The organism is Zymomonas mobilis (assembly GCF_006715975.1).
Lineage (GTDB): Bacteria > Pseudomonadota > Alphaproteobacteria > Sphingomonadales > Sphingomonadaceae > Zymomonas > Zymomonas mobilis_B.
In genome coordinates this window covers 576,836-597,460 of sequence record NZ_VFOF01000001.1, presented here as the reverse complement: position 1 = coordinate 597,460, position 20,625 = coordinate 576,836, and the positions used below count along the sequence as shown (strand labels likewise).

Here is a 20,625-nt window from a genome sequence, read left to right as displayed (position 1 = left end):
TCGGCCTATCTTTTAATAAACAAACACATAACATTACTTTCTAACGCTGTCAGATCATATCGTAAGAATATATCCGACAATGTCAGAAATTATAAACAAAGGTGATTTTCTGTGTCACGATCGTCGTCTTCCTTGCCTCAGGCGCCCCTTGCCCATCCCACGCCGCACAGTTTTACCCTTCACGGAAAAACGGTTCAGGATGAATATGCATGGTTAAAAGATCCTCATTATCCCACGGTCGATAATCCTGAAATTCTGGATTACCTCAAACAGGAAAACAGCTTTTTCGAACAGGCGATGAAACCACGGGTGGCTTTGACCGATCAACTATTTTCGGAAATGAAGGCTAGACTTCAAGAAGATGAACAAGCCATGCCATGGCAGGATGGCGATTATCTCTATTGGTGGTCTTTCCAATCCGGTAGCCAATATCGGGCATGGTATCGCCGTTTAATGGCCGATAGCGACGACAAACGGCAACTTCTGATTGATGAAGCCGCCGAAGCAGAAGGACATGACTATTTCCGCATGGGCGCTTTAGCGATTAGCCCCGACGGACAATTGGCCGCATGGACATGTGACAATAACGGCGCCGAACGTTTCACCTTGAAAATACGTGATCTCGAAAGCGGCGAAGATATCGAAACAGTCAGCACGGTCGTCAATGGTGCAGTCGTCTGGTCAGCGGATTCACGCGCCGTTCTTTATACCGAGGTCAATGATAATTGGCGCAATTATCGGGCAATCCGCCATTTCATTGGGCAGGAAAGCACCGATGATCGTGAAATTTACCGTGAACAGGATGAAGGCTTTCGGGTTTCGATTTCCCGCAGTCAGGATAGGGAATGGATTTTCCTCGAATCCAGCGATCACCAAACCAGTGAAATTTACCTCATTCCAAGTGATGACATCGACAGCCAGCCTAATCTGATCAGCCCCCGAAAAACCGGACGGCTTTATTCCGTCGATAGCGGCCAAAACAAACTCTGGATTCTGACCAATGATCAACATGTCAATTTCAGATTAGCCAGTGCCAGCCTCGACACACCTTCCGATTGGCATACTGAAATTGCTGGCTCTGATCAGTTATATCTGACCGATTTGCACGCTTTTTCTAACCATTTACTTCTTTCAGCCAGAAAAGAAGGTCTCGACCAGATCATCCTTCGCAATCCCGATGGTCAATTAGAATATATCGACTTTCCTGAAGCCAGTTACAGTGTCAGCTTTGATCACAATCCATCCTATGATCCGGTTTACTATCGCCTGCGCTATGAATCGATGGTCACTCCGCCGACAGTCTATGATTACGATCCCGATTCAAAAACGCTCCATTTCCTGAAAAGACAGGAAGTGCCCTCTGGCTATGATTCAGAATCCTATACCAGTGAACGTTTGATGATTCCGGCACGGGACGATGTTCTTGTTCCTGTCACGGTTGTTTATCGGAAAGATTTCAAAAAAGAAGGGCAAGGCAAATTACTGCTCTATGGTTATGGTGCCTATGCCATCAGCATCGCCCCTTATTTTTCAACCAGCCGTCTCAGCTTACTGGATCGGGGCTTCGCCTATGCCATTGCCCATATTCGCGGCGGCGATGATCTGGGTTATCAATGGTATCTTGATGGCAAACTCGAAAAGCGTTGGAATAGCTTCCATGATTTCAGTGATGTTGCCAAAGGCCTTATTACCCATAAATTCACCCAAGCCGGAAATATCGCAATCCACGGCGGTTCAGCGGGTGGTGAATTGGTGGGCGTCGTCAGCAATACCGATCCTGAATTATGGGGTGCTGTCGTTGCCGAGGTGCCTTTTGTCGATGTTCTGAATACGATGCTGGATGAAAGCCTGCCTTTGACGCCGGGAGAATGGCCGGAATGGGGTAATCCGATTACAGATGAGAAGGCCTTCGACCTTATCCTGTCCTACAGCCCCTATGACAATGTCACGGCGCAGTCTTATCCCCCCATGCTTATCACTGGCGGACTAAATGACCCCCGCGTCACCTATTGGGAACCGGCCAAATGGACAGCCCGTCTCCGTGCGACAAAAAGCGATAACAACGAACTTCTTTGCAAAATCAATATGGGCGCAGGTCATGGCGGAAAGTCTGGACGCTATGCCCGTCTGGAAGAAACCGCCGAGGCCTATAGCTTCATCATCAGCCACTTGGCTGACTAAATACACTTGCTCTTTACGTTTTAGAGCGGAAAAACAAGCAGTCCCTATCTTTCAGGATAGGGACACAGCTTGGTTCTTAATGCTTACACATCATTGAAGCGCGCAGGCTTTAGGCTATGAGCGCCTTCATAATAACAAAAAATAGATTCTCTCTTCTCTAAAAACTAATCATTTTCTTTAGCCCACCCATCCGGCAGATAGCAGCTCGATAAAAGGATGGCCGTCGTTAGCTAGAAAATAATCAAACCTACATCGCTATTTTACTTTTAATATCCGTTGCCCTAGCGCCCTGCCATCTTCCTCAGTTAATAACTTTTCCTGCTAGTATCAGAATGGGACAACTTGTCGCCCTAGCCTTCTTGCGCTCGCCCCTAGCAACAGAACATCCGCGTTAAGAAACAACAAACGCAGCCTTTTCTCAACAAGGTCGCGGCAGTCGCCATTCATAAACAAATTACTAGAGCACTTAATAGAAAACAACATTAATAATGAACTGCACATACATCTAAGTATAACAATAAAATGCACCATCATCGCCACAATGCACTTAAATGATCAGATAATAATATAAAAACGCTACAAATACAGGTGGAGCAGATTACAATATTTTCCATCAATCACTTCACCTATTCTTCTTAAGCAAAAATTGGCGCAGAGTAATGGTATAATTTCACGAGATAAAATAAATCAGCACTTAAGGTTGACAATAGATAACTCATTATAGTAATATAATTATGTTATTATAAATAATATTACATTTTTATTTTAAAAAGAGCGGAAAAATAGATATATAAAAAAGACACTTAAAACAAATAAAACTACATCCAGTAGGACTTTGGCGACAACCCTTACACACTTTATATCAGAGCATAATGCTGGCGACATTACTGAATTCGGGACAGTTTGTGGTGCTTTTCATCGGCTAAAACCTCGGCGCAAAAGAAGGCGGCATTGCAGGTAGCTTTGCAGGCACTACCGGGGCGACTGTCGGTATCGCTAGTGATGTCATCATCGGCGGAACCATATGTTTCGGTGCCTATAAAACCAAAAAATTTTTGAATTGCAAAAGGTTAGATCAACACAAAAGAACGGCGACATACCATTGAGAATAATCAATAGATAATAGTTTAAGGAGACCTTTAAATGTTAAAAAACGTAGATTGCTCATATTAGCAAGTCTGCTTGTTTTCGTTGTGTTATGCATTCTTAACAATTTTTTCGTCAAAGATACCCTCGATTTTTGGTCTCTCCAATTTATATCTACCATTATACTTACATGCCTAGAACTTGCCGTTTTAGCGCTAATCAACCCACGCGGGCGGAGTCGCCTTCGGCTGTTTTTCCTGAATGCCTCCATTGCGATTTCAATGATTTCCTTGGCAAGGATTTTAATAAGATATCTTGCTCATCATTTTAACTGACCGAAGCCGCAGAACTATTAACTTCTGGAGAGCCGCAATAACTCGTAATCAGATGGCTATCTCTTTAGCCTGCGCGAGGGGAATGGCTAAGTATAGCCTTATGCGTTTTGATGCAGGGCAGAACCACTCATAGCGCCACGCTTTCAATGCCAGAACCAAGAGGGACAACCTATCTGATCATCGGATAGACAAAATCACTTTGCACAGATCAGCGTCTAGTAAGACAAAATAATTAATAACGTGTCACCCCGCTCGGCTTATGCCTCTTACCGATGCTCTGATGACATTTCGCCCCCTTCGCTCTTAACTTTTAATGGAAAGAAGCATGTTAAGAGGTATACGGCCTTCGTTCTAGGATGCCTGTTCGCACAACTCTAAAATCAAAAAACTTTATTGGAATATAGCTGCGTCGAATTTTCCTCGATCTGCCTGATCAGAATGCCAGAATTTTCAGACCATGGCCGCAACGGCATATTGCGCCGAATAATATCGGGGCAGAGACAACCAGACATTCAGTTTTCGGCTTTTTATCTCTTTTCCTGAATAAAAAAAGCTCTACTCTCACACAAATAAGCCGCTGGAAACGCAATTACGCCCAAAACTAGGCAGAAAAAAAGGCTACGATCTCTTAAATTCTGATCATTTTTGCCAAAAAATGCACTTTTTATAAAAAAAATCGCTTTTCTTTGCATTGAGTTGTTGATCATAGATCAGGAGATGGTTATAGCCCGTTTCCACAAGCCATCATTGAAGCGCTGGAGACGTGGGTGAGTGGCTGAAACCAACGGTTTGCTAAACCGTCGTAGGAGTACAACTCCTACCGAGGGTTCGAATCCCTCCGTCTCCGCCATTTTCACCTTTTTCGGTTACATTCCTAAAATCTTTAATCGAATAAAAGCTCAGTCGAGCTTAGCTGTCTTGCGCTCAAAAAGCTTTGGTTGATTCCTGTCCTAAAATAGATGGATAGTTTTTCGATACTTCGCTATCGAATTATAATGAGACTCACATTTCTGTCTTCGGCTCTTCTCGTCGCCACCGCTGGTCTTTCAGCTTGTAATAATAGTAATACGGCACAAAAATCTTCTAATCGTGATTCAGATGCGCCAAGCATAAAATTTGGGAAAGAGGCTCAGGCTGGATGCGATGAGGGTGTTGATGATTATTTAAGAGCGAGTCCACATGGTTTTTCATGGAATGACGAGGGTAACCACAGCTTTGATAATGTAAAAGCCAATCCCGAGAACCCTGATATTCTAACATTAACAAATAATAGCGCGAAATTGGCAAATGCTAGCCATAATTTTTACCCAATAACGCTTAATTGTATTTATAATGTACGACAAAAAAAGGTTCTGAAGTACACGCCTTCCCAACCTTCATTACAAAAAGCAGGATCCAACATTCAAAACGACGCAATTATTTCTCAAACGGCAGAATATATTCCATCCACAGAGCCTGTGGATAGGACAGAAAAATTTATTCCCCTATCGGTTTCACAGAAAGAAGTGCCTTCCACTGGCATTGATCTTGAAATACAAGCAGCAAGTTTCTTATCGGAATATTACCAAGCGGCTCAAGATAACCCCGAACAAGCTATCCCATGGATGCTTGCACATTATAAACCGGTCATTAATTTTTTGGTAAGCAACAATCACTAGATCAAATTATAGCACAAAAACGAAATTACCTTATTAGATGGCCAATCCGCTCTTATCGATTGATAGCTGATACGGTCACCAACCAATGCAACAAAATAAATATGACCTGCCAATCAAACGGTACATTAGATTTTGAAGTTCAGAGTCTAGAAAGAAAAGCGTTTTCAAACGGGAAAGCCTCTTTTAGCCTTTCCATCGATTTCTCAAATAGCACACCATACATAACAAGCGAAAACAGTCAGATTATATCCCGCTAAAGTTGCCAGTTGCCAGTTGCCAGTTGCCAGTTGCCAGTTGCCAGTTGCCAGTTGCCAGTTGCCAGTTGCCAGTTGCCAGTTGCCAGTTGCCAGTTGCCAGTTGCCAGTTGCCAGTTGCCAGTTGCCAGTTGCCAGTTGCCAGTTGCCAGTTGCCAGTTGCCAGTTGCCAGTTGCCAGTTGCCAGTTGCCAGTTGCCAGTTTTACACTTCAAAAAAAGATGTAAAGTCTTTTTTGATAGAAAACGCGTTTCCCTAAATAGGCGTTTTCCATCACCCGATGCAGAATATTTCTAGCCGCTCGTGCGACATTATTATTTTATTACGGTTAAACCGTCTTCATTTTCTCTGAACGCGCCAAGATAGCTCGGGCACGAATACGAACAGGCTCGTCTACCATGGCACCATCAACCCTTTGCGCCCCTTCGCCTGCGGCTAAAACGCGATGAGCCCACGCGATTTCACTATCATCTGGCAAGAAGCCTTTGAATATCGGGGTGATTTGGCGTGGATGAATACAAAGCTTGCCACCAAAGCCAAGGCTGCGGGCATAACGGGCATCGGCTTCAATCGGTGCTGGATCATCAATGGTTGTCGTTACCCCATCCAAAGGAGCAACCTTCTTCCCCAATCGCGAAGCCAGAACCAGTTCACTGCGAGCAGATAATAAAACCTCGCGACTATGAGAACATCCCATATCAGCACAAAAATCGATAGAACCGAAAGCCAGTCTTTTGACCTGAGACATCTGCGCCAATTGGCGCGCATCGGCTAACCCTTGCGCCGTTTCGATCAAGGCGATCAAGGCTATTTTTTCATTTAAATTTTCAGCGAATGCGGTCAGGGCTGTGCCTATTTCAGCCTTAGGGAAAATAACGCCTGCCAAATCCGGTAGAGCGGCTACAGCCTCAACATCACCCTGATGCCAAGCCGTATCAGCCCCGTTAATCCGAATAAAAACGGGTAAATCGGTAAAACCCGTATCAAGGGAAGCTCTCGCCTGATCTTTATCTTTGTCAGCGACAGCGTCTTCAAGATCAATAATGACTGCATCTGCGCCGCAGCTTGCTGCTTTAATGAAGCGTTCAGGACGGGAAGCAGGAACAAAGAGAGGCGAAATACAAGAAAAGTTAGTCATCGAATACAACCTCAGCCTTCATAGCGACAGCGCCGCCTTCACGACATGTCCATAATGACAAACCTTTTTCATTCACCGTTGCATTTAATGAAAAATCTGCATCGTCGAATAATGGCGACCGACTTTGAAACAAAAACTGTTTTGGCAAAGTGCCTTTAATTTTAGCTGCAAAATGAATCAGCAAAGACGCCTGCAACGGGCCATGCACCACTAATGCAGGGTAATGTTCTTCATTGACGGCATAATTCCGGTCATAGTGGATACGGTGACTGTTGAAAGTGATCGCGGAATAGCGAAACAGCAAAGGTGTTGTCGGTGTTATGTCATGCGTATGCTCTCCCCGACCAATGGCAGGTAATGGAGCTGCGGGTTGTGGTGCTGGCTTGGTTGCAGCTTCCCGATAAACAATATCTTGCCGTTCGCGTATTTTGGTTTCGCCGTCCACTTTCATTTCATGTTCGACGGTAACAAAGCAGAGTAAGCCGCTACGGCCTTTTTTTGGTACAACATCGACGATACGACTATGACGGCAAACTTTATCCCCGATACGAAGCGGAGAAAAAAAATGGATTTCACCCCCTGCCCACATACGACGTGGCAAAGGTATAGGTGGTAAGAAGCCACCTTTGGCAGGATGTCCATCCTCACCTAATTCTTTTCCCGACACGACAGCAGGTGCCAAACAGAAATGAATGAGCTGCGGAGCAACAGCACCTTTTTCTAATGAAGAAGATGGCAAATCGAGAACCGCGGTGTAGCGTTTGGCCAATTCTTCCGAAATGACATCTTCGGCCGTCATTTCACGGCCTATCCAGCCCCGCAAAAATTCAACATCCAACTCGGCTTGTGTTGATGAGGTGCTATTCATAAAAACCTCCTGCAAAAAACTGGAGAGTTGCCTCTCCAGTCATCATATCGGGGAAAGAAAGAAGTTTAGTAAGAGCGCGGCATTCCAAGAACGTGCTGACCAAGAAAGGCCAGAATCAGATTCGTTGAAATTGGGGCGACCTGATACAGTCTGGTTTCACGGAATTTTCGTTCGACATCATATTCTTCAGCGAACGCAAAACCGCCCAAAGTCTGGACACAGGCTTCTGCTGCAGCCCATGAGGCTTCTGCTGCCAACATTTTAGCCATATTGGCTTCTGCCCCTGCCCGTTCGCCTTGTTCAAACAAATGGGCGGCGTGATACACCATCAATTCGGCTGCCCGCATTTGGGCATAGGCTCTAGCAATAGGAAACTGGATACCCTGATTGGCGCCAATCGGCCGACCAAAAACCACACGTTCTTTAGAATAATCGCGTGCTTTTTCGATAAACCATTTCGCATCCCCGATACATTCGGAAGCGATCAAAACGCGCTCGGCGTTCATCCCAGACAGAATATAACGGAAACCCTTACCCTCTTCTCCGACCAGATTTTCAGCAGGAATTTCCATATTGTCAAAGAATACTTCGGTCGTGGAATGATTCATCATTGCCCGAATAGGACGAATGGTCATACCACCATCAGCCAAAGCTTTCTGCATATCGACCAAAAAGACAGATAAACCATCAGTCTTTTTCTCAACTTGATCTTTAGGCGTTGTCCGAGCAAGAAGCAGCATCAGGTCAGAATGTTCGGCTCTTGATGTCCAAATTTTTTGACCATTAACAATATATTTGTCGCCTTTTTTCTCGGCAAATGTTTTTAAAGAGGTTGTGTCGGTACCGCTGGTTGGCTCGGTAACCCCAAAAGCCTGAAGTCTTAATTCACCAGAAGCAATTTTCGGCAAATATTTCTTCTTTTGCTCATCATTTCCATGACGCAGCAAAGCACCCATAATATACATTTGGGCGTGACATGCACCGGCATTGCCGCCGCAATGCTGAATTTCCTCAAGAATGGCAGCACCGGCTGAAAGCGGTAAACCTGATCCACCAAATTCTTCAGGAATCAGTGCCGCCAAATAGCCTGCATCGCTTAGTGTTTTCACAAATTCAGTCGGATAAGCGCTTTCCCGATCCAGTTTGCGCCAATATTCACCAGGGAATTCTGCGCATAATTTGCGCACTTCATCCCGAATATCCGCGTAATCATTTTCCAGCGCTTCTAATGGACTTGATGTCATTTTTTGCTCCATTCACTAAGCCATGATATCTATTTCGGTAGGTTAGTCTTACAAAATTTACCGTCAATCTTTCACCGCTTCGTGATCTGTTACTCTGATGTTTTCTAACAAGCTTACCATGTTGTAGTGATATATATTATCTTTATCACTCGATATTTATGAAAAATTACAAACAAAAAGTCGCTTATATTGTTATATTTTTACAATTTTTAATTTCAAAAAATAAAATTAAATAAATGACAATCAATAGCAAAAAAATATAATCACAAATCGCTATTCCACGCGACATGCTGAATATTTTCCCAACCCTCAATCTCAATCGCGAGATTGCTTAATGCCTGGGTATCTGAAACATTATGACCAAGATGTATGGTCATCTCAAAATATTCGGCATCATGTTTTTCTAACTCAACTGAATTCACCTGATATTGGAGAGAATCGATTTTATCGAATATTCTTTTTTGAATTTTAGAATGGTCATTTTTCTTCAAAGTGACTGTTAGATAATAAGATGTGTCAGGTTCAGATTTAGAAATGGGTAAGTGATTTATCCATTTCACCAAAGGACGCAGTAACGTATTACCTGAAATAACAAAAAAAGTGAGCAATGCGGCCACAGCATATTGGCCGATTCCAACACAGGTACCAACCGCAGCTGAGCACCAGATTGTGGCTGCTGTATTTAAGCCCCGAACATTCATGCCGTCTTTCATAATCACGCCAGCACCCAGAAAACCAGTGCCGGAAACAACAGAAGCAATAACCCTAATAGCATCTGTCGTTGACCCCATACGCATACATAAATTTACAAAAGAGGTTGTGGCTAATACGACTAATATATTCGTTCTCAGCCCAGCAATCCTTTGATGTATTTGGCGTTCTAGACCGATCAGACCTCCGAGAAAAAAAGAAATGCTGTAAGTCAGCAATACAGAACAAAAGCCACTCAAATGATCAAATACCGAAAACACAAGAGAGCTGCCTTTCTTTTGGGCTAAGGGAAAAACCGCCCTTTTCTCCAAAAATTTGTTATGCTTCTGATCTCAATTTTCTTTATTTAAAGGGCTTCATAGGCGTATCAAGCTTGAAATAAAAACGCTGTCAGGGCAAGTAACTGCTAACAGGCAAAATTTATGGGATATATATGGTGCAGGGCTTGCGAATAGCATTAGCCGGCTTAGGAACGGTCGGTTGTGGCGTACTTAAATTATTGAAAGATAACGCCGATCTGATTGGACGCAGAACAGGCCGCAAAATTGAAGTTATCGCAATATCAGCGCGAAATAAAAATCGCGACCGTGGTATTGATCTTTCTGGCTATGACTGGGTTGATAATGTTGTTGATCTTCCCAAAAGAGACGACATTGATTTAGTCATCGAATTAATCGGAGGATCAGAAGGCCCCGCCTTGGAACTGGCTCAAGCTTGCCTCAAAAAAGGTATCAGCCTGATTACAGCCAACAAGGCTATGGTAGCGCATCACGGTCTCGAACTCGCCGAGTTAGCTGAAAAAGCGCATATTCCCCTTGCTTATGAAGCCGCTGTTGCAGGTGGTATTCCTATTATTAAAGGTATCAAGGAAGGCGCTGCCGCAAACGAGATTAGCCGTATTTTCGGTATTCTCAACGGAACCAGCAACTTCATCTTGACCACCATGGAAAAAGATAAACGCGGATTTGAAGATGTTTTATCCGAAGCGCAAGCTCTAGGTTATGCAGAAGCTGATCCGACTTTTGATATCGAAGGCATTGATGCCGCGCATAAGCTGGCCATCTTGTCGACTTTGGCTTTCGGGACAAAACTCGACTTTGCCTCAATCAAAACGGCTGGTATCCAGACAGTAACCCTCGCGGATATGGAAAAAGCGGCCGATATGGGTTACCGCATCCGCCTCATTGGACAAGCCAAAAAGAACGATCAAGGCTTGTTCCAAAAAGTGTCCCCTTGCCTTGTTCCTTGTAATCATCCCCTTGCCCAAGCTGCTGGCTCACTCAATGCGGTGGTTGCTGAAGGTAATCAGGTTGGACGGCTGCTATTCGAAGGTGCCGGTGCTGGTGCTGCCCCGACAGCATCTGCCGTTGTCGCAGATTTAGTGGATATCGCCCGTAGCGGATACACTGTGCCCTTTGGTATGCCTGTTGAATATTTAGAAACAGCAGCAACGAATAAAGCCGATAGCGATAAGCAAAGTGCCTATATTCGCCTTTCTATTGCCAATACGCCAAAAGCGGTTTCAACCGTAGTCGCGACGATTGCTGATGCTGACATCGCTTTAGAAAGCTTAAATCAGCAAGAAGGCAAGGATGACGCGACCGCAGACGTAATTTTGGTAACAAAACCATGCACGGAAGAGGCGCTAAAAACACTGTTGAAAGCGTTAAATATCCTGCCTGAAATAAAATCATCACCCGTCACAATGGATATTCTTAATATATAGAATAAATCATTATGATATGATGACAACTATTCGTTAGGCGACAACGCTTTATCAGGTTCATTTATAACTTGTTTCGGCTGTATTCTTGTAAACATTTTAAAGTCAGAGAAGGCGAATACTCATGGCTAGACAAGAAAATGAAAGACTAAATCCTGCTCTGACGCACAACATGGCCTATGTCACACAATCGGCTGCCTTGGCGGTATCCCGATTGGTTGGCCATGGAAACGAGAAAGCAGCCGATGCGGCCGCCGTCAAAGCCATGAGAGACGCCTTTAACGAGCTTTCGATTAATGGGACTGTCGTCATTGGCGAAGGTGAACGTGACCAAGCGCCAATGCTGTATATCGGCGAAAAAGTTGGTCTCATGGGTGAAGACGATATCTCGATTGATATCGCGCTGGATCCATTAGAAGGCACAACCTTGGCCGCCAATGGCAGCGCGAATGCTATAGCCGTTTTGGCGATTGCACCGAAGGGAAGCCTTTTAAATGCGCCTGACGTTTACATGGAAAAAGTCGCAATAGGCCCCGGATATGAGCCAAATTTGGTCAGTGTTGAAAAAACACCATTAGAAAACATACAGGCGCTGGCCAAAGCAAAGGGCGTTTCACCCCAAAATATTCGGGTCTGCATTCTAGAGCGGCAACGGCATCAAAAGATTATTGCAGAACTTCATGAAATTGGTTGTCCAACCATTCTTATTGAAGATGGCGATATTGCAGGCGTTATCGCAACTGCACGCGAAAGCAGTAATATTGATATCTATATGGGGGTTGGCGGCGCACCAGAAGGTGTTCTGGCTGCGGCAGCTTTAAATTGTATTGGTGGACAATTCGAAGGTCGCCTTCTTTTCAGAAATGACGACGAACGCAGCAGGGCGCATCGCTGCGGAATAGAAAACCTTGATCGTATTTATAAGCTGCATGATTTAGCAAAAAGCGATACCATCTTTGCGGCAACTGGCGTAACCGATGGCTCGCTGATTAGAGGCGTTTATAAAGACTTGCGGGGCGTCTCCGTTACCCAAAGCCTTATTATGCAAGCTAGCACTGGGCAGGTCAGCTATGTCACAACAGAACACCGACACATTCCTGATATCGCATCCTTTATGAAATAAGATTATTTCTAATGCAAAATGGGCAAGTATCTCTCTTGGGAATGGTAGGTGACAATGCCATTCTCAAAAGCATGTTACGATCCATTTTCTTTTTTGCCATAAGTGCTTTTATTTGTAGTGCTACCTCCGCTGCCGATTTTTCAATAAAACAGCAAGGTACTTCTATTCGACCCGGTTATTTCCGCCTGATCGCCGCCTCGCCATCTTATCTCATTACAAATTGTCTAATCTCATTGGGGTGGGAGGCCGCAACTGATGAGATGAAAGACGAAAATGTCTGGCAAATCGCTGTCAGCTACGCCCAACACCCTAAATTCATCAATTTAGAAAACAAGGCCACCAAGAATTTAGAAAATCTATCAAAGAATAATACGACATGGCAGAGTGACATGACGTGGCTCTTTATAGCCCCTCATCCAACCGATAATTCAGCGAAAAACTATTCTATCAGCGGCTATAAAATTTGGCGTATTAATATAGATCAACAAATATCGGAAAAGATGGCACAAGCTTTTTGCGCATCCCTCCAACATCATTCCAAAACGCCTATAAAACCTACTCAGGATCAACAATAAGCGGCAAAGTCACGACAAAGCACGTGCCTTTGCCAAGCGTGCTTCGGCAGTCAATATGACCATGATGCCGGAGAATGACTTTATTAACGAAAACCAATCCCAAACCGATTCCTGATATTTTCGCTGCGGGGCCATTTGAAGCCCGCCTAAAGGGACGAAACAAAGCCTCAATCTGCTCTGGGTCCATACCAATACCTTGATCGCAAATAGCAATTTCTACTTGCTGATCTTTTTTCTTTACGATGCAGGATACTAGGCTTCCATCTGGGCTATATTTTACAGCATTATCGATAAGGTTAATAAAAGCTCTTTCCAACAATGCCGGATCACCTTCTACAAATAAAGGCTCTTCCCAATCGTTAAGCGTAATCTGGATATGACGCCGATTAGCCTGTATCCATAATTCATCAACAGCGCTGGTCATGACGCCTTCGATTTCAACGTCCATCCATTGATATTCTGGCGCTTCCGCTTGAGCCAAACGGGTGAAGTTATCAGCAAGACCCAATGTTCGACGGGCATAACTCGAAATTTTTGTAATAATTTCGCCCGCTTCCTTTTCCTTGCTGCAAGATGTCCGCGAGAAGCGGTCAATCAAAGCAAGAATAGAGATTTGAGGAGAGCGCATGTCATGGCTTAAAAGATGCAAAATACGCTGACGCTGCTCTTCAGCTGATTTAACCGCGCTAATATCAATCAGCATAACCAGCCAACCATCTGGCTGACCAACGACCTGACGACAGGCGGCTACACGTAAATCGAAAGCTCGACCATTTTCAGCATAGCATTGGCTACTAATCTCATTATTCCGCACTTGATCTAGATCAATTCGATGCCCTTCTTCATTATGCAAATGATCTAATATAACAGAAATAGGCATTTTAGGATGATATTGGGCACCTAATTCCGCAGCTAAATTTTCGGCAGCTTTATTCGATAGGACAATATTATTATCTTTATCGGTAACGAAGAAAACATCTGGTAGATAATACAGGCTATCCGAAATAAAACGCCGCATAAAAACAATGCGAGAAATAGCTAGTTTCAAAAGCTGCTTTTTATATTCTAGCGGATCGGTTGCGGTAATATCAGGTAATTTCTGCCGTGGATCCGCATGAAAATCACCGGGTAACTTTCCTAATTCATAGGAAAAATATTTACTCAGACTTGCCAAGCGGCTCCATGCCCAGAAAGGATATGTAAAAGCGACCCCGATGACAGAAGTAATTGGCGGAAACCAATAATTAAAAAACAGGAATAATGCGGCACATAGTAATGGAACACCAGAGCCTAAAAAAACAGTTAATAATATAGTTGCTCGAGGTGAAAGAAAACGAAATCCAATTAGCAATATCCATAAAGAAATCAGAGCGACAATCAGTTTTGTAACATCACTCGCTTCATGAATTGAACGATCGTGAAGCAAAGTATCTAGGATATTAGCTTGTATTTCGACCCCTGACATTACGCCAAAGGGTGTCGGATGCAAATATTCAAATCCCGAAGCCGTTACACCGACCAGAATCCTTTTTCCTACCAAAAATTCTGGTGGCACCTCGTTACGCCAGATAGATGCCGCAGAAATAGCCGGAAAACGATTTTGTGGGCCATCAAAAGAAAAGAGTTTCTCAGTCAAATCCGCTTCTGAATAATGCTTATTGGGATTATCCATCAGTTCAACCAAAGCAGGCCAATAACGCCCTTTTGCGCTTAAGGCAGGCCAATACCGACGCACCATGCCATCCCGATCAAAAGGAACACTAACATGCCCAACATTGGTTACAGAAGGCGCAAGCAAAGGCAAAACAGCCACTATTTTTTTGTTATGATTGCCGGATTCAACGAGCATCGGCAAATATATCGGTGTTTTGCTGGATTCTAGGGCGTGCGATAGATTTTCAGTCGCATGGGATTCCGATGGATCAAGAAACAGGACATTATATCCGATTTGTAGCGGATGACCGTTATTCAGCTGTTTTATAAATCTGGCATGCTTGTCAGGAGACCAAGGCCAAGGGCCTATGGTTCTCAGCGCATTGTCGTCGATCTTAACAATAAGAAGCGAAGGATCAGGCTTATGGCATCCCAGTCTTACGACAGTATCATAAAAGAAGAGATCCAACTGTGAAGTCATACCAGCCCAACTGATGACCACAACCGCCAAGGTTGCCGCAACAGCTAGAAGCGACCATTCAAAAGCCAATGTATCCTTTAATTCAGTTTCTACTCTTTCAGTGTTTTCTGTATTTAGACTGTCAAAAACATCATTCATTTTTTTTCATCGGGTTATTCCCTGAAACATGCAGCTTGCGAAAAGGGGGCATTATTTGTCCGCCTGTGGGCCATGCTGCAATAATACGCCAGGAATAATCCCCTTCCGGCAAAGAGGAAATTTTTACAAGCCCTGTCTTACCCCCTAATTGGTCAACAATAGGGATAGCAGTTTCGCTTATTTTACTAGCGACAACCTGCAAACGACTAATAACTACTTCATCATCTGGTATTTTCCATTGGAAAACTGCCCCCTCAGAGATTGCATAAGCCGAAGCTTCGAGATGGCCGGTTTTATGGTCAATAAGAAAAACTTTTTCTTTGCCTTCAAGATCATGATTATCAACAGCAGAAAGCCGGAGATAATAATGCCCATCGCCTAATCCATGTAATTTTACGTCCGTATTATCGAGCCAGCTTTCAGAAAGCAAATCAGAGAAGTTCTGATCTTTTGACAATTCCGCATGATAGACAGCAGCTTCAGGTACTTTGTTTAGAAGAATATCTGGCTCGGCATCCCGTAACACAGTTAGACGATTTAAAGGATTGGGTGGCGGATCTAAAGGAAAATCAAGATTTTCCGTAGAATTTGTCCCATACCCTCCGGGTACAGCATAAACTTTATTATGATTACCGGTCGTAACCAAGCCTTCTAATACTTCGACGATATTTTCTTTTTTTCGCGTTTTGCTGTTCTCTAGGTAATGAACACGAAAATCAGTTCCCCTAACGGCCGTCAAAGAAGCCGGAGTGGCGATATGAAAATAACTATCAGAACGGAATAAAGGCACGGCATGAACACGAACATGTCCTGCCTCTAATTTAAACGACCGTTCAACGGCCTCCGTTAAAGCTACTTTCCGTAAACGCGTGATCGTCATTTGGCTCATGGAAGGCATGCTGACATAGGAGCCATCAGGCAAAAGAAGGGTTACAAAACCCGAAGCGCCCGTCTCGATCGTCGTTTGTTCCGTTACAGGTTGCCCCTGTTCCAAAATGCCTGTCTTGCCATGGATAGAGATCGTGACCGGACCAGACACATGCGAGGCTACAGCAGCAGAAATCTCTCGCCGCAAGAAGGCTTTAGGAATATTAAGATGGAAACCCGCATGTAAAGGTTGATTTAAAGAAACTTTTGCGCGTTTTGCAACGACATCCATGTCGCTTATTCTATCAAAATAGCGTTGAGCGATTAAACGGGGCGTATCTCCAGGCTCAACCACATATTCGATAGATTGGCTATTCTCGAAATGCGCGGCTACAGCCTTTTCTACATGGCCGCTTCCCAAAAATAGAAGTGAGCAGCCCAGAAGAAAAGGCCGGAGGCTTCCGCGCTTCCAAAGCATTTTTTACTGTACGGCCTCTATCGGTGTTGCTTTCTTTTCTGTTAATCGTTCCAAGCGATAGCCGTATGCGTAAACAGGCGCCAATCTATAACCATTTTCCGGCCGCAAGTTTAACTTGGTTCTGATTTTTGAAATATGGGTGTCAAGCGTTCTGGTCGGAAGATCAGGATTACGCCCCCACAAAGTTTCAAAAATATAACCCCGCGATAGCGGCCGATGAAGATTACGGAACAACAGCAAAGAAAGCATGAACTCTTTTGATGTCATTGGGATAAGCGTGCTGCCTAAAGACACCTGCTCTCTTGAAACATCGAAAGTATAATCATCATAATGTTCGATGCCGTCGGAAGGCGGTGTTGGGTAGCTACGCCGTAAAACAGCCTTCACCCGCGCCAACAGGATTTCAGGTTGCACGGGTTTTACCAGATAATCATCTGCTCCGGCATTTAGACCGGTTACGATGTCTTCGGCTGCCGTTCTGGCTGTTGACAACAAAATGGGCGGCTTCGGATCACAATGCCTGTTCACCCATTCTATGATCTCAATCCCCGAAAAATCGGGTACATTCCAATCAAGTAACAGCAAATCGACAGTTTCACTGCGCAGCATTCTTAAAAGCGCATAGCCTTTATGGAACGACCGGCAATCGTAACCCGCCTCAGTTAAAATCGCGTTTAACTGAGCAGCGGTTTCCAGATCATCATCTAGTAGGGCTATTCTCACGCCCGTTATTCTCCATCAAAATTACAGATATATATAATGCATATTTCTACGAGACATGCCACTTTCAAGTGGTAATATCCAAATACAACTTAACCATTATGAAGATAATTTCTAAATTTCAAAAATTTATACGGAAATAATCTTTTTTATGTTCAAAAAACATTTGATCAAAAGCAGGGCTGGTGATTTTCCGCAAACCCTATAAATTACCTGATATGGCTCGAAACAAAATCTCTATTTTATGGCAGGATATCAATGCTTTTATCCGGAATCATGGGCATATCAGGCCGGTGATTGCTATTCTTTCCCTCGCACTGACGGGGGGAATGGTTTCAATGATGTTTTTCGGCTCAAAGATAGAAAAACCAGATCCTGAGATTATCTTTGTTCAAAGGATGAATGGTCCTCGCAGTGACGCAGAAATTCAGTCACAAAATCTGGAAGATCAAAAAAGCTGGAAGCAAGACAACTGGAATCTCAAAAACGTTGGCGCGAATTCGGCCACATACTAGGATATAAAATAAAAGACTAAGCCTCATCGGGCGATTTAAAACAGGCTGCCAATTTGACCAATTTTGAAAATGATGCTCGCTGGATGCAAGCGGCAATAGCCCTAGGTGAAAAGAGCAAGGGCCTAACGGCACCCTCACCTTCCGTCGGCTGCATTATCGTTAACAAAGATAATCAGGTGATCGGACGCGGATGGACACAGCCGGGCGGACGACCTCATGCCGAAGCCGTTGCTTTGGCGCAATGCAGCCATCTCAATCTAAATGATGCAACGGTCTACGTTACATTGGAACCTTGCGCCCACAAAAGTAAACGCGGCCCCACATGCAGCGAAAGTCTTGTTGCAGCGCATCCTAAAAGAGTAATCATTGCCTGTCATGATCCAGATCCACGGACAAATGGACAGGGCATCGCTCGAATAGTCTCGGCTGGTATTCCAGTAGAATGTGGCCTGTTAGAAAAACAGGCGCGTCAATCAATGTCAGGCTTTTTTAGTCGTCAGATAAAAGGACGTCCCTATGTCACGTTAAAAATGGCGACCTCTCTTGATGGCTGTATTGCCTTGGCTAATGGTGAAAGCCAATGGATTACCGGCGAAAGAGCAAGAGCCCACGCGCATTTAGAAAGAATGCGGTCAGAGCTTATTGTAGTGGGCAGAAAAACGCTCGAATTCGATAAACCTGGTCTTGATGTTCGGTTGGAAGGACTTGCTGATCGGTCACCACAAAAGGCGGTTTTAGGGCATGGAAAAGTACCCTCTGGCTGGATCGGGTTAAAGACACCTTCCGACATTATTCAAACCGCCGCCGACCATGTGCTCATTGAAGGCGGCGCACAGACTGCCTCGGCCTTTATAGAGGCTGATCTGGTAGACAGGATATTACTTTACCGAGCACCGATCGTGATCGGAAAAGGTTTACATGCGCTATCTGATATTGGGTTAACACAGCTATCGAAAGCGCATAATCGCTGGTATCTTAAAGACAGAACAACGCTTGGCAATGACCAGCTAGAAGCCTATTTACGGGTCTAAAGAGAACTTACTTTTGTGGAATAATTTTACTATAAACCCCATCATTATATAATTTGATTACCTTTCATATATGAACGGAGCTTACCCCCCATGTTCACCGGAATTGTTACCGATATTGGCGAAATCATTTCTGTAGCGCAGGAAGGCGACCGCCGAATTCGCATCGCCACAGAATATCCCATGGATAAAGTTCTAACCGGTTCTTCTATTGCCTGTTCTGGGGTTTGCCTGACCGTTGTTGATAAAGGCACAACGCCCCGTAATTGGTTTGAAGTAACGGTTTCCGGTGAGTCTGTATCTCGCACTGCTCCGGGTAGATGGGAAGAAGGTCAAAAACTTAATTTGGAACGCGCCTTAAAAATAGGCGATGAATTGGGCGGCCATATCGTTACAGGCCATGTCGATGGTGTTGGTAAAGTTATTTCTATAACGCCCGTTGGAGATTCTCAGAATTTTCTAATCGAAGCAGGCCCTGAAGTTGCTGCCCATATTGCAGAAAAAGGCTCAGTTTCGCTCGATGGCGTTTCTCTTACGGTCAACGAAGTCGAAGATGTTGATGGTAAAGTCCAATTTTCTATCAATATCATTCCCCACACAGCAGAAAAAACCACACTCGGTATTCTGACTGCGGGTGATTATATTAACATCGAGATTGATATTCTTTCGCGCTATCTTGCACGGATGAATGCTTTAGGAAATGCCGCGGTATGAGTAACAATACCCCCTTTGTAAAAGGATCAACCAAACGGCATCCTTTTCTTTCTTCCGTTGAAGAATTGGTCGAAGAAGCCCGAAATGGCCGAATATTTATTCTGGTCGATGATGAAGATCGCGAGAATGAAGGCGATCTGATTATTCCAGCTCAAATGGCGACTCCTGCCGCGATCAATTTCATGGCGACCCATGGACGCGGTTTAATCTGCCTTGCCATGACAAAGGAACGTGTCGCGGGATTGGGGCTCGCCCCGATGTCCAGCCAGAATAACGCACCGTTACAAACGGCCTTCACCGTCTCGATCGAAGCCAAAGATGGCGTCACTACTGGAATATCGGCAGGTGACAGGGCAAGAACAATAGCCGTCGCTATCGACAGCTCAAGAGGTGCTGAAGACATTGTCACACCGGGGCATGTCTTTCCTCTCGCTGCGAAATCGGGCGGTGTTCTTGTCAGAGCAGGTCATACGGAAGCAGCCGTTGATATCGCTCGTTTGGCAGGATTAAACGCTTCCGGCGTTATCTGCGAAGTGATGAAAGAAGACGGGACGATGGCTCGTCTTGACGATCTCGTCAGCTTTGCTCAAAGACATAACATAAAGATAGGCACCATTCGCGACTTGATCGCATGGCGTCGTGAACATGATAACAATGTCGAGTTGGTTGAACAAAAATCTTTCAACAGCCTTTATGGTGGTGATTGGCAGGCTATCCGCTTTAAAAACAAAGCGACCGATAGTGAAACACTGGCTTTGGTGAAAGGACAGATTTCTGCTGACCAGCCTATCCTTGTGCGGATGCACGCCATTGATCCCTTTACCGATATGTTGGGTCAAACAGGTGCTCGACAACAGCTATTATCGCAATCAATGAATATTATTGCGAAAAAAGGGGCTGGTGTCGTTGTCCTTATCCAACGTTCGCAAGAAAATACAGCAGATAAAACTTCAGTTTGGGCAACCAGTCGCAATCAAGAAACAATACATCGGGATTATGGTATAGGCGCTCAAATTCTGGCTGAATTAGGGGTCAAAGACATGATTCTGCTGACCAACAGCCACCATATGCCCGTCGCATTGGCTGGATATGGCCTTAATATCACGGGCGAACAGCCTATTACCGAAGGAGCCTGA

General features: G+C 44.4%; 17 protein-coding genes and 1 tRNA gene. 11 read left to right on the top strand and 7 right to left on the bottom strand.

Annotated features, from left to right (window positions below; translation table 11 throughout):
• Nucleotides 1–111 precede the first annotated feature (111 nt).
• From FBY58_RS02570 to FBY58_RS09315, 4 genes are all read left to right on the top strand, one after another.
• Nucleotides 112–2,181 carry a S9 family peptidase gene (locus FBY58_RS02570; RefSeq protein ID WP_260432041.1) on the top strand — a complete coding sequence of 690 codons (2,070 nt, stop codon included), beginning with the start codon at nucleotides 112–114 and terminating at the stop codon, nucleotides 2,179–2,181.
• Between the two features lie 2,178 nt (nucleotides 2,182–4,359).
• Nucleotides 4,360–4,452 (top strand) — tRNA-Ser (locus tag FBY58_RS02565).
• Between the two features lie 145 nt (nucleotides 4,453–4,597).
• Nucleotides 4,598–5,260 carry a hypothetical protein gene (locus tag FBY58_RS02560; RefSeq protein ID WP_260432040.1) on the top strand — a complete coding sequence of 221 codons (663 nt, stop codon included), beginning with the start codon at nucleotides 4,598–4,600 and terminating at the stop codon, nucleotides 5,258–5,260.
• 273 nt (nucleotides 5,261–5,533) lie between these two features.
• On the top strand, nucleotides 5,534–5,740 hold the full coding sequence (locus FBY58_RS09315) for a hypothetical protein (protein ID WP_185738170.1): 207 nt from the start codon (nucleotides 5,534–5,536) through the stop codon (nucleotides 5,738–5,740).
• 101 nt (nucleotides 5,741–5,841) lie between these two features.
• On the opposite strand, the gene FBY58_RS02550 is transcribed toward FBY58_RS09315, so the two are convergent.
• The 4 genes from FBY58_RS02550 to FBY58_RS02535 form a co-directional block, all read right to left on the bottom strand.
• The gene (locus tag FBY58_RS02550; RefSeq protein ID WP_141919352.1) at nucleotides 5,842–6,651 is read right to left on the bottom strand and encodes a CoA ester lyase; all 810 of its coding nucleotides are present in this window, start codon (nucleotides 6,649–6,651) and stop codon (nucleotides 5,842–5,844) included.
• Nucleotides 6,644–7,519 carry a MaoC family dehydratase N-terminal domain-containing protein gene (locus tag FBY58_RS02545; protein WP_141919351.1) on the bottom strand — a complete coding sequence of 292 codons (876 nt, stop codon included), beginning with the start codon at nucleotides 7,517–7,519 and terminating at the stop codon, nucleotides 6,644–6,646. Before FBY58_RS02545 ends, FBY58_RS02550 begins: the two co-directional genes overlap by 8 nt.
• A gap of 65 nt (nucleotides 7,520–7,584) precedes the next feature.
• The gene (locus FBY58_RS02540; protein ID WP_141919350.1) at nucleotides 7,585–8,763 is read right to left on the bottom strand and encodes an acyl-CoA dehydrogenase family protein; all 1,179 of its coding nucleotides are present in this window, start codon (nucleotides 8,761–8,763) and stop codon (nucleotides 7,585–7,587) included.
• 263 nt (nucleotides 8,764–9,026) lie between these two features.
• Nucleotides 9,027–9,734, bottom strand: coding sequence for an MgtC/SapB family protein (locus FBY58_RS02535; protein ID WP_141919349.1), 708 nt, complete (start codon nucleotides 9,732–9,734; stop codon nucleotides 9,027–9,029).
• 173 nt (nucleotides 9,735–9,907) lie between these two features.
• Here FBY58_RS02535 and FBY58_RS02530 point away from each other — a divergent pair, with 173 nt between their 5' ends.
• The 3 genes from FBY58_RS02530 (at nucleotide 9,908) to FBY58_RS02520 (ending at nucleotide 12,895) form a co-directional block, all read left to right on the top strand.
• Complete coding sequence (locus tag FBY58_RS02530; protein WP_141919348.1) at nucleotides 9,908–11,200, top strand: homoserine dehydrogenase; 1,293 nt, start codon at nucleotides 9,908–9,910, stop codon at nucleotides 11,198–11,200.
• Between the two features lie 121 nt (nucleotides 11,201–11,321).
• Entirely contained in the window at nucleotides 11,322–12,320 is a 999-nt protein-coding gene (gene glpX / locus FBY58_RS02525) for a class II fructose-bisphosphatase (protein WP_141919347.1), read from the top strand.
• 11 nt (nucleotides 12,321–12,331) lie between these two features.
• Complete coding sequence (locus tag FBY58_RS02520) at nucleotides 12,332–12,895, top strand: hypothetical protein (protein ID WP_141919346.1); 564 nt, start codon at nucleotides 12,332–12,334, stop codon at nucleotides 12,893–12,895.
• Here FBY58_RS02520 and FBY58_RS02515 read toward each other — a convergent pair.
• From FBY58_RS02515 to FBY58_RS02505, 3 genes are read right to left on the bottom strand one after another with little or no spacing between them, the layout of a single operon-like run.
• Nucleotides 12,876–15,167, bottom strand: coding sequence for a CHASE2 domain-containing protein (locus FBY58_RS02515; protein ID WP_141919345.1), 2,292 nt, complete (start codon nucleotides 15,165–15,167; stop codon nucleotides 12,876–12,878). The two genes, FBY58_RS02520 and FBY58_RS02515, sit on opposite strands and share 20 nt — an antisense overlap.
• A complete protein-coding gene (locus tag FBY58_RS02510) occupies nucleotides 15,160–16,512 on the bottom strand; it encodes a FecR domain-containing protein (RefSeq protein ID WP_141919344.1) in 1,353 nt (450 codons plus the stop codon). The genes FBY58_RS02515 and FBY58_RS02510 overlap by 8 nt, the downstream gene beginning before the upstream one ends.
• A gap of 3 nt (nucleotides 16,513–16,515) precedes the next feature.
• Complete coding sequence (locus FBY58_RS02505) at nucleotides 16,516–17,235, bottom strand: response regulator transcription factor (protein ID WP_141919343.1); 720 nt, start codon at nucleotides 17,233–17,235, stop codon at nucleotides 16,516–16,518.
• Between the two features lie 182 nt (nucleotides 17,236–17,417).
• Between FBY58_RS02505 and FBY58_RS02500 the strand changes: the two genes are divergently transcribed.
• The 4 genes from FBY58_RS02500 to ribB all read left to right on the top strand — a co-directional run bounded on the left by FBY58_RS02500 (nucleotide 17,418) and on the right by ribB (nucleotide 20,625).
• Nucleotides 17,418–17,747 (top strand): hypothetical protein, encoded by a 330-nt coding sequence (locus FBY58_RS02500; RefSeq protein WP_260432039.1) that lies wholly within the window; start codon nucleotides 17,418–17,420, stop codon nucleotides 17,745–17,747.
• Between the two features lie 53 nt (nucleotides 17,748–17,800).
• Complete coding sequence (gene ribD, locus FBY58_RS02495) at nucleotides 17,801–18,778, top strand: bifunctional diaminohydroxyphosphoribosylaminopyrimidine deaminase/5-amino-6-(5-phosphoribosylamino)uracil reductase RibD (protein WP_141919342.1); 978 nt, start codon at nucleotides 17,801–17,803, stop codon at nucleotides 18,776–18,778.
• A 90-nt stretch (nucleotides 18,779–18,868) separates the two neighbouring features.
• Nucleotides 18,869–19,489 carry a riboflavin synthase gene (locus FBY58_RS02490; protein ID WP_141919341.1) on the top strand — a complete coding sequence of 207 codons (621 nt, stop codon included), beginning with the start codon at nucleotides 18,869–18,871 and terminating at the stop codon, nucleotides 19,487–19,489.
• Nucleotides 19,486–20,625 (top strand): 3,4-dihydroxy-2-butanone-4-phosphate synthase, encoded by a 1,140-nt coding sequence (gene ribB, locus FBY58_RS02485; protein ID WP_141919340.1) that lies wholly within the window; start codon nucleotides 19,486–19,488, stop codon nucleotides 20,623–20,625. Before FBY58_RS02490 ends, ribB begins: the two co-directional genes overlap by 4 nt.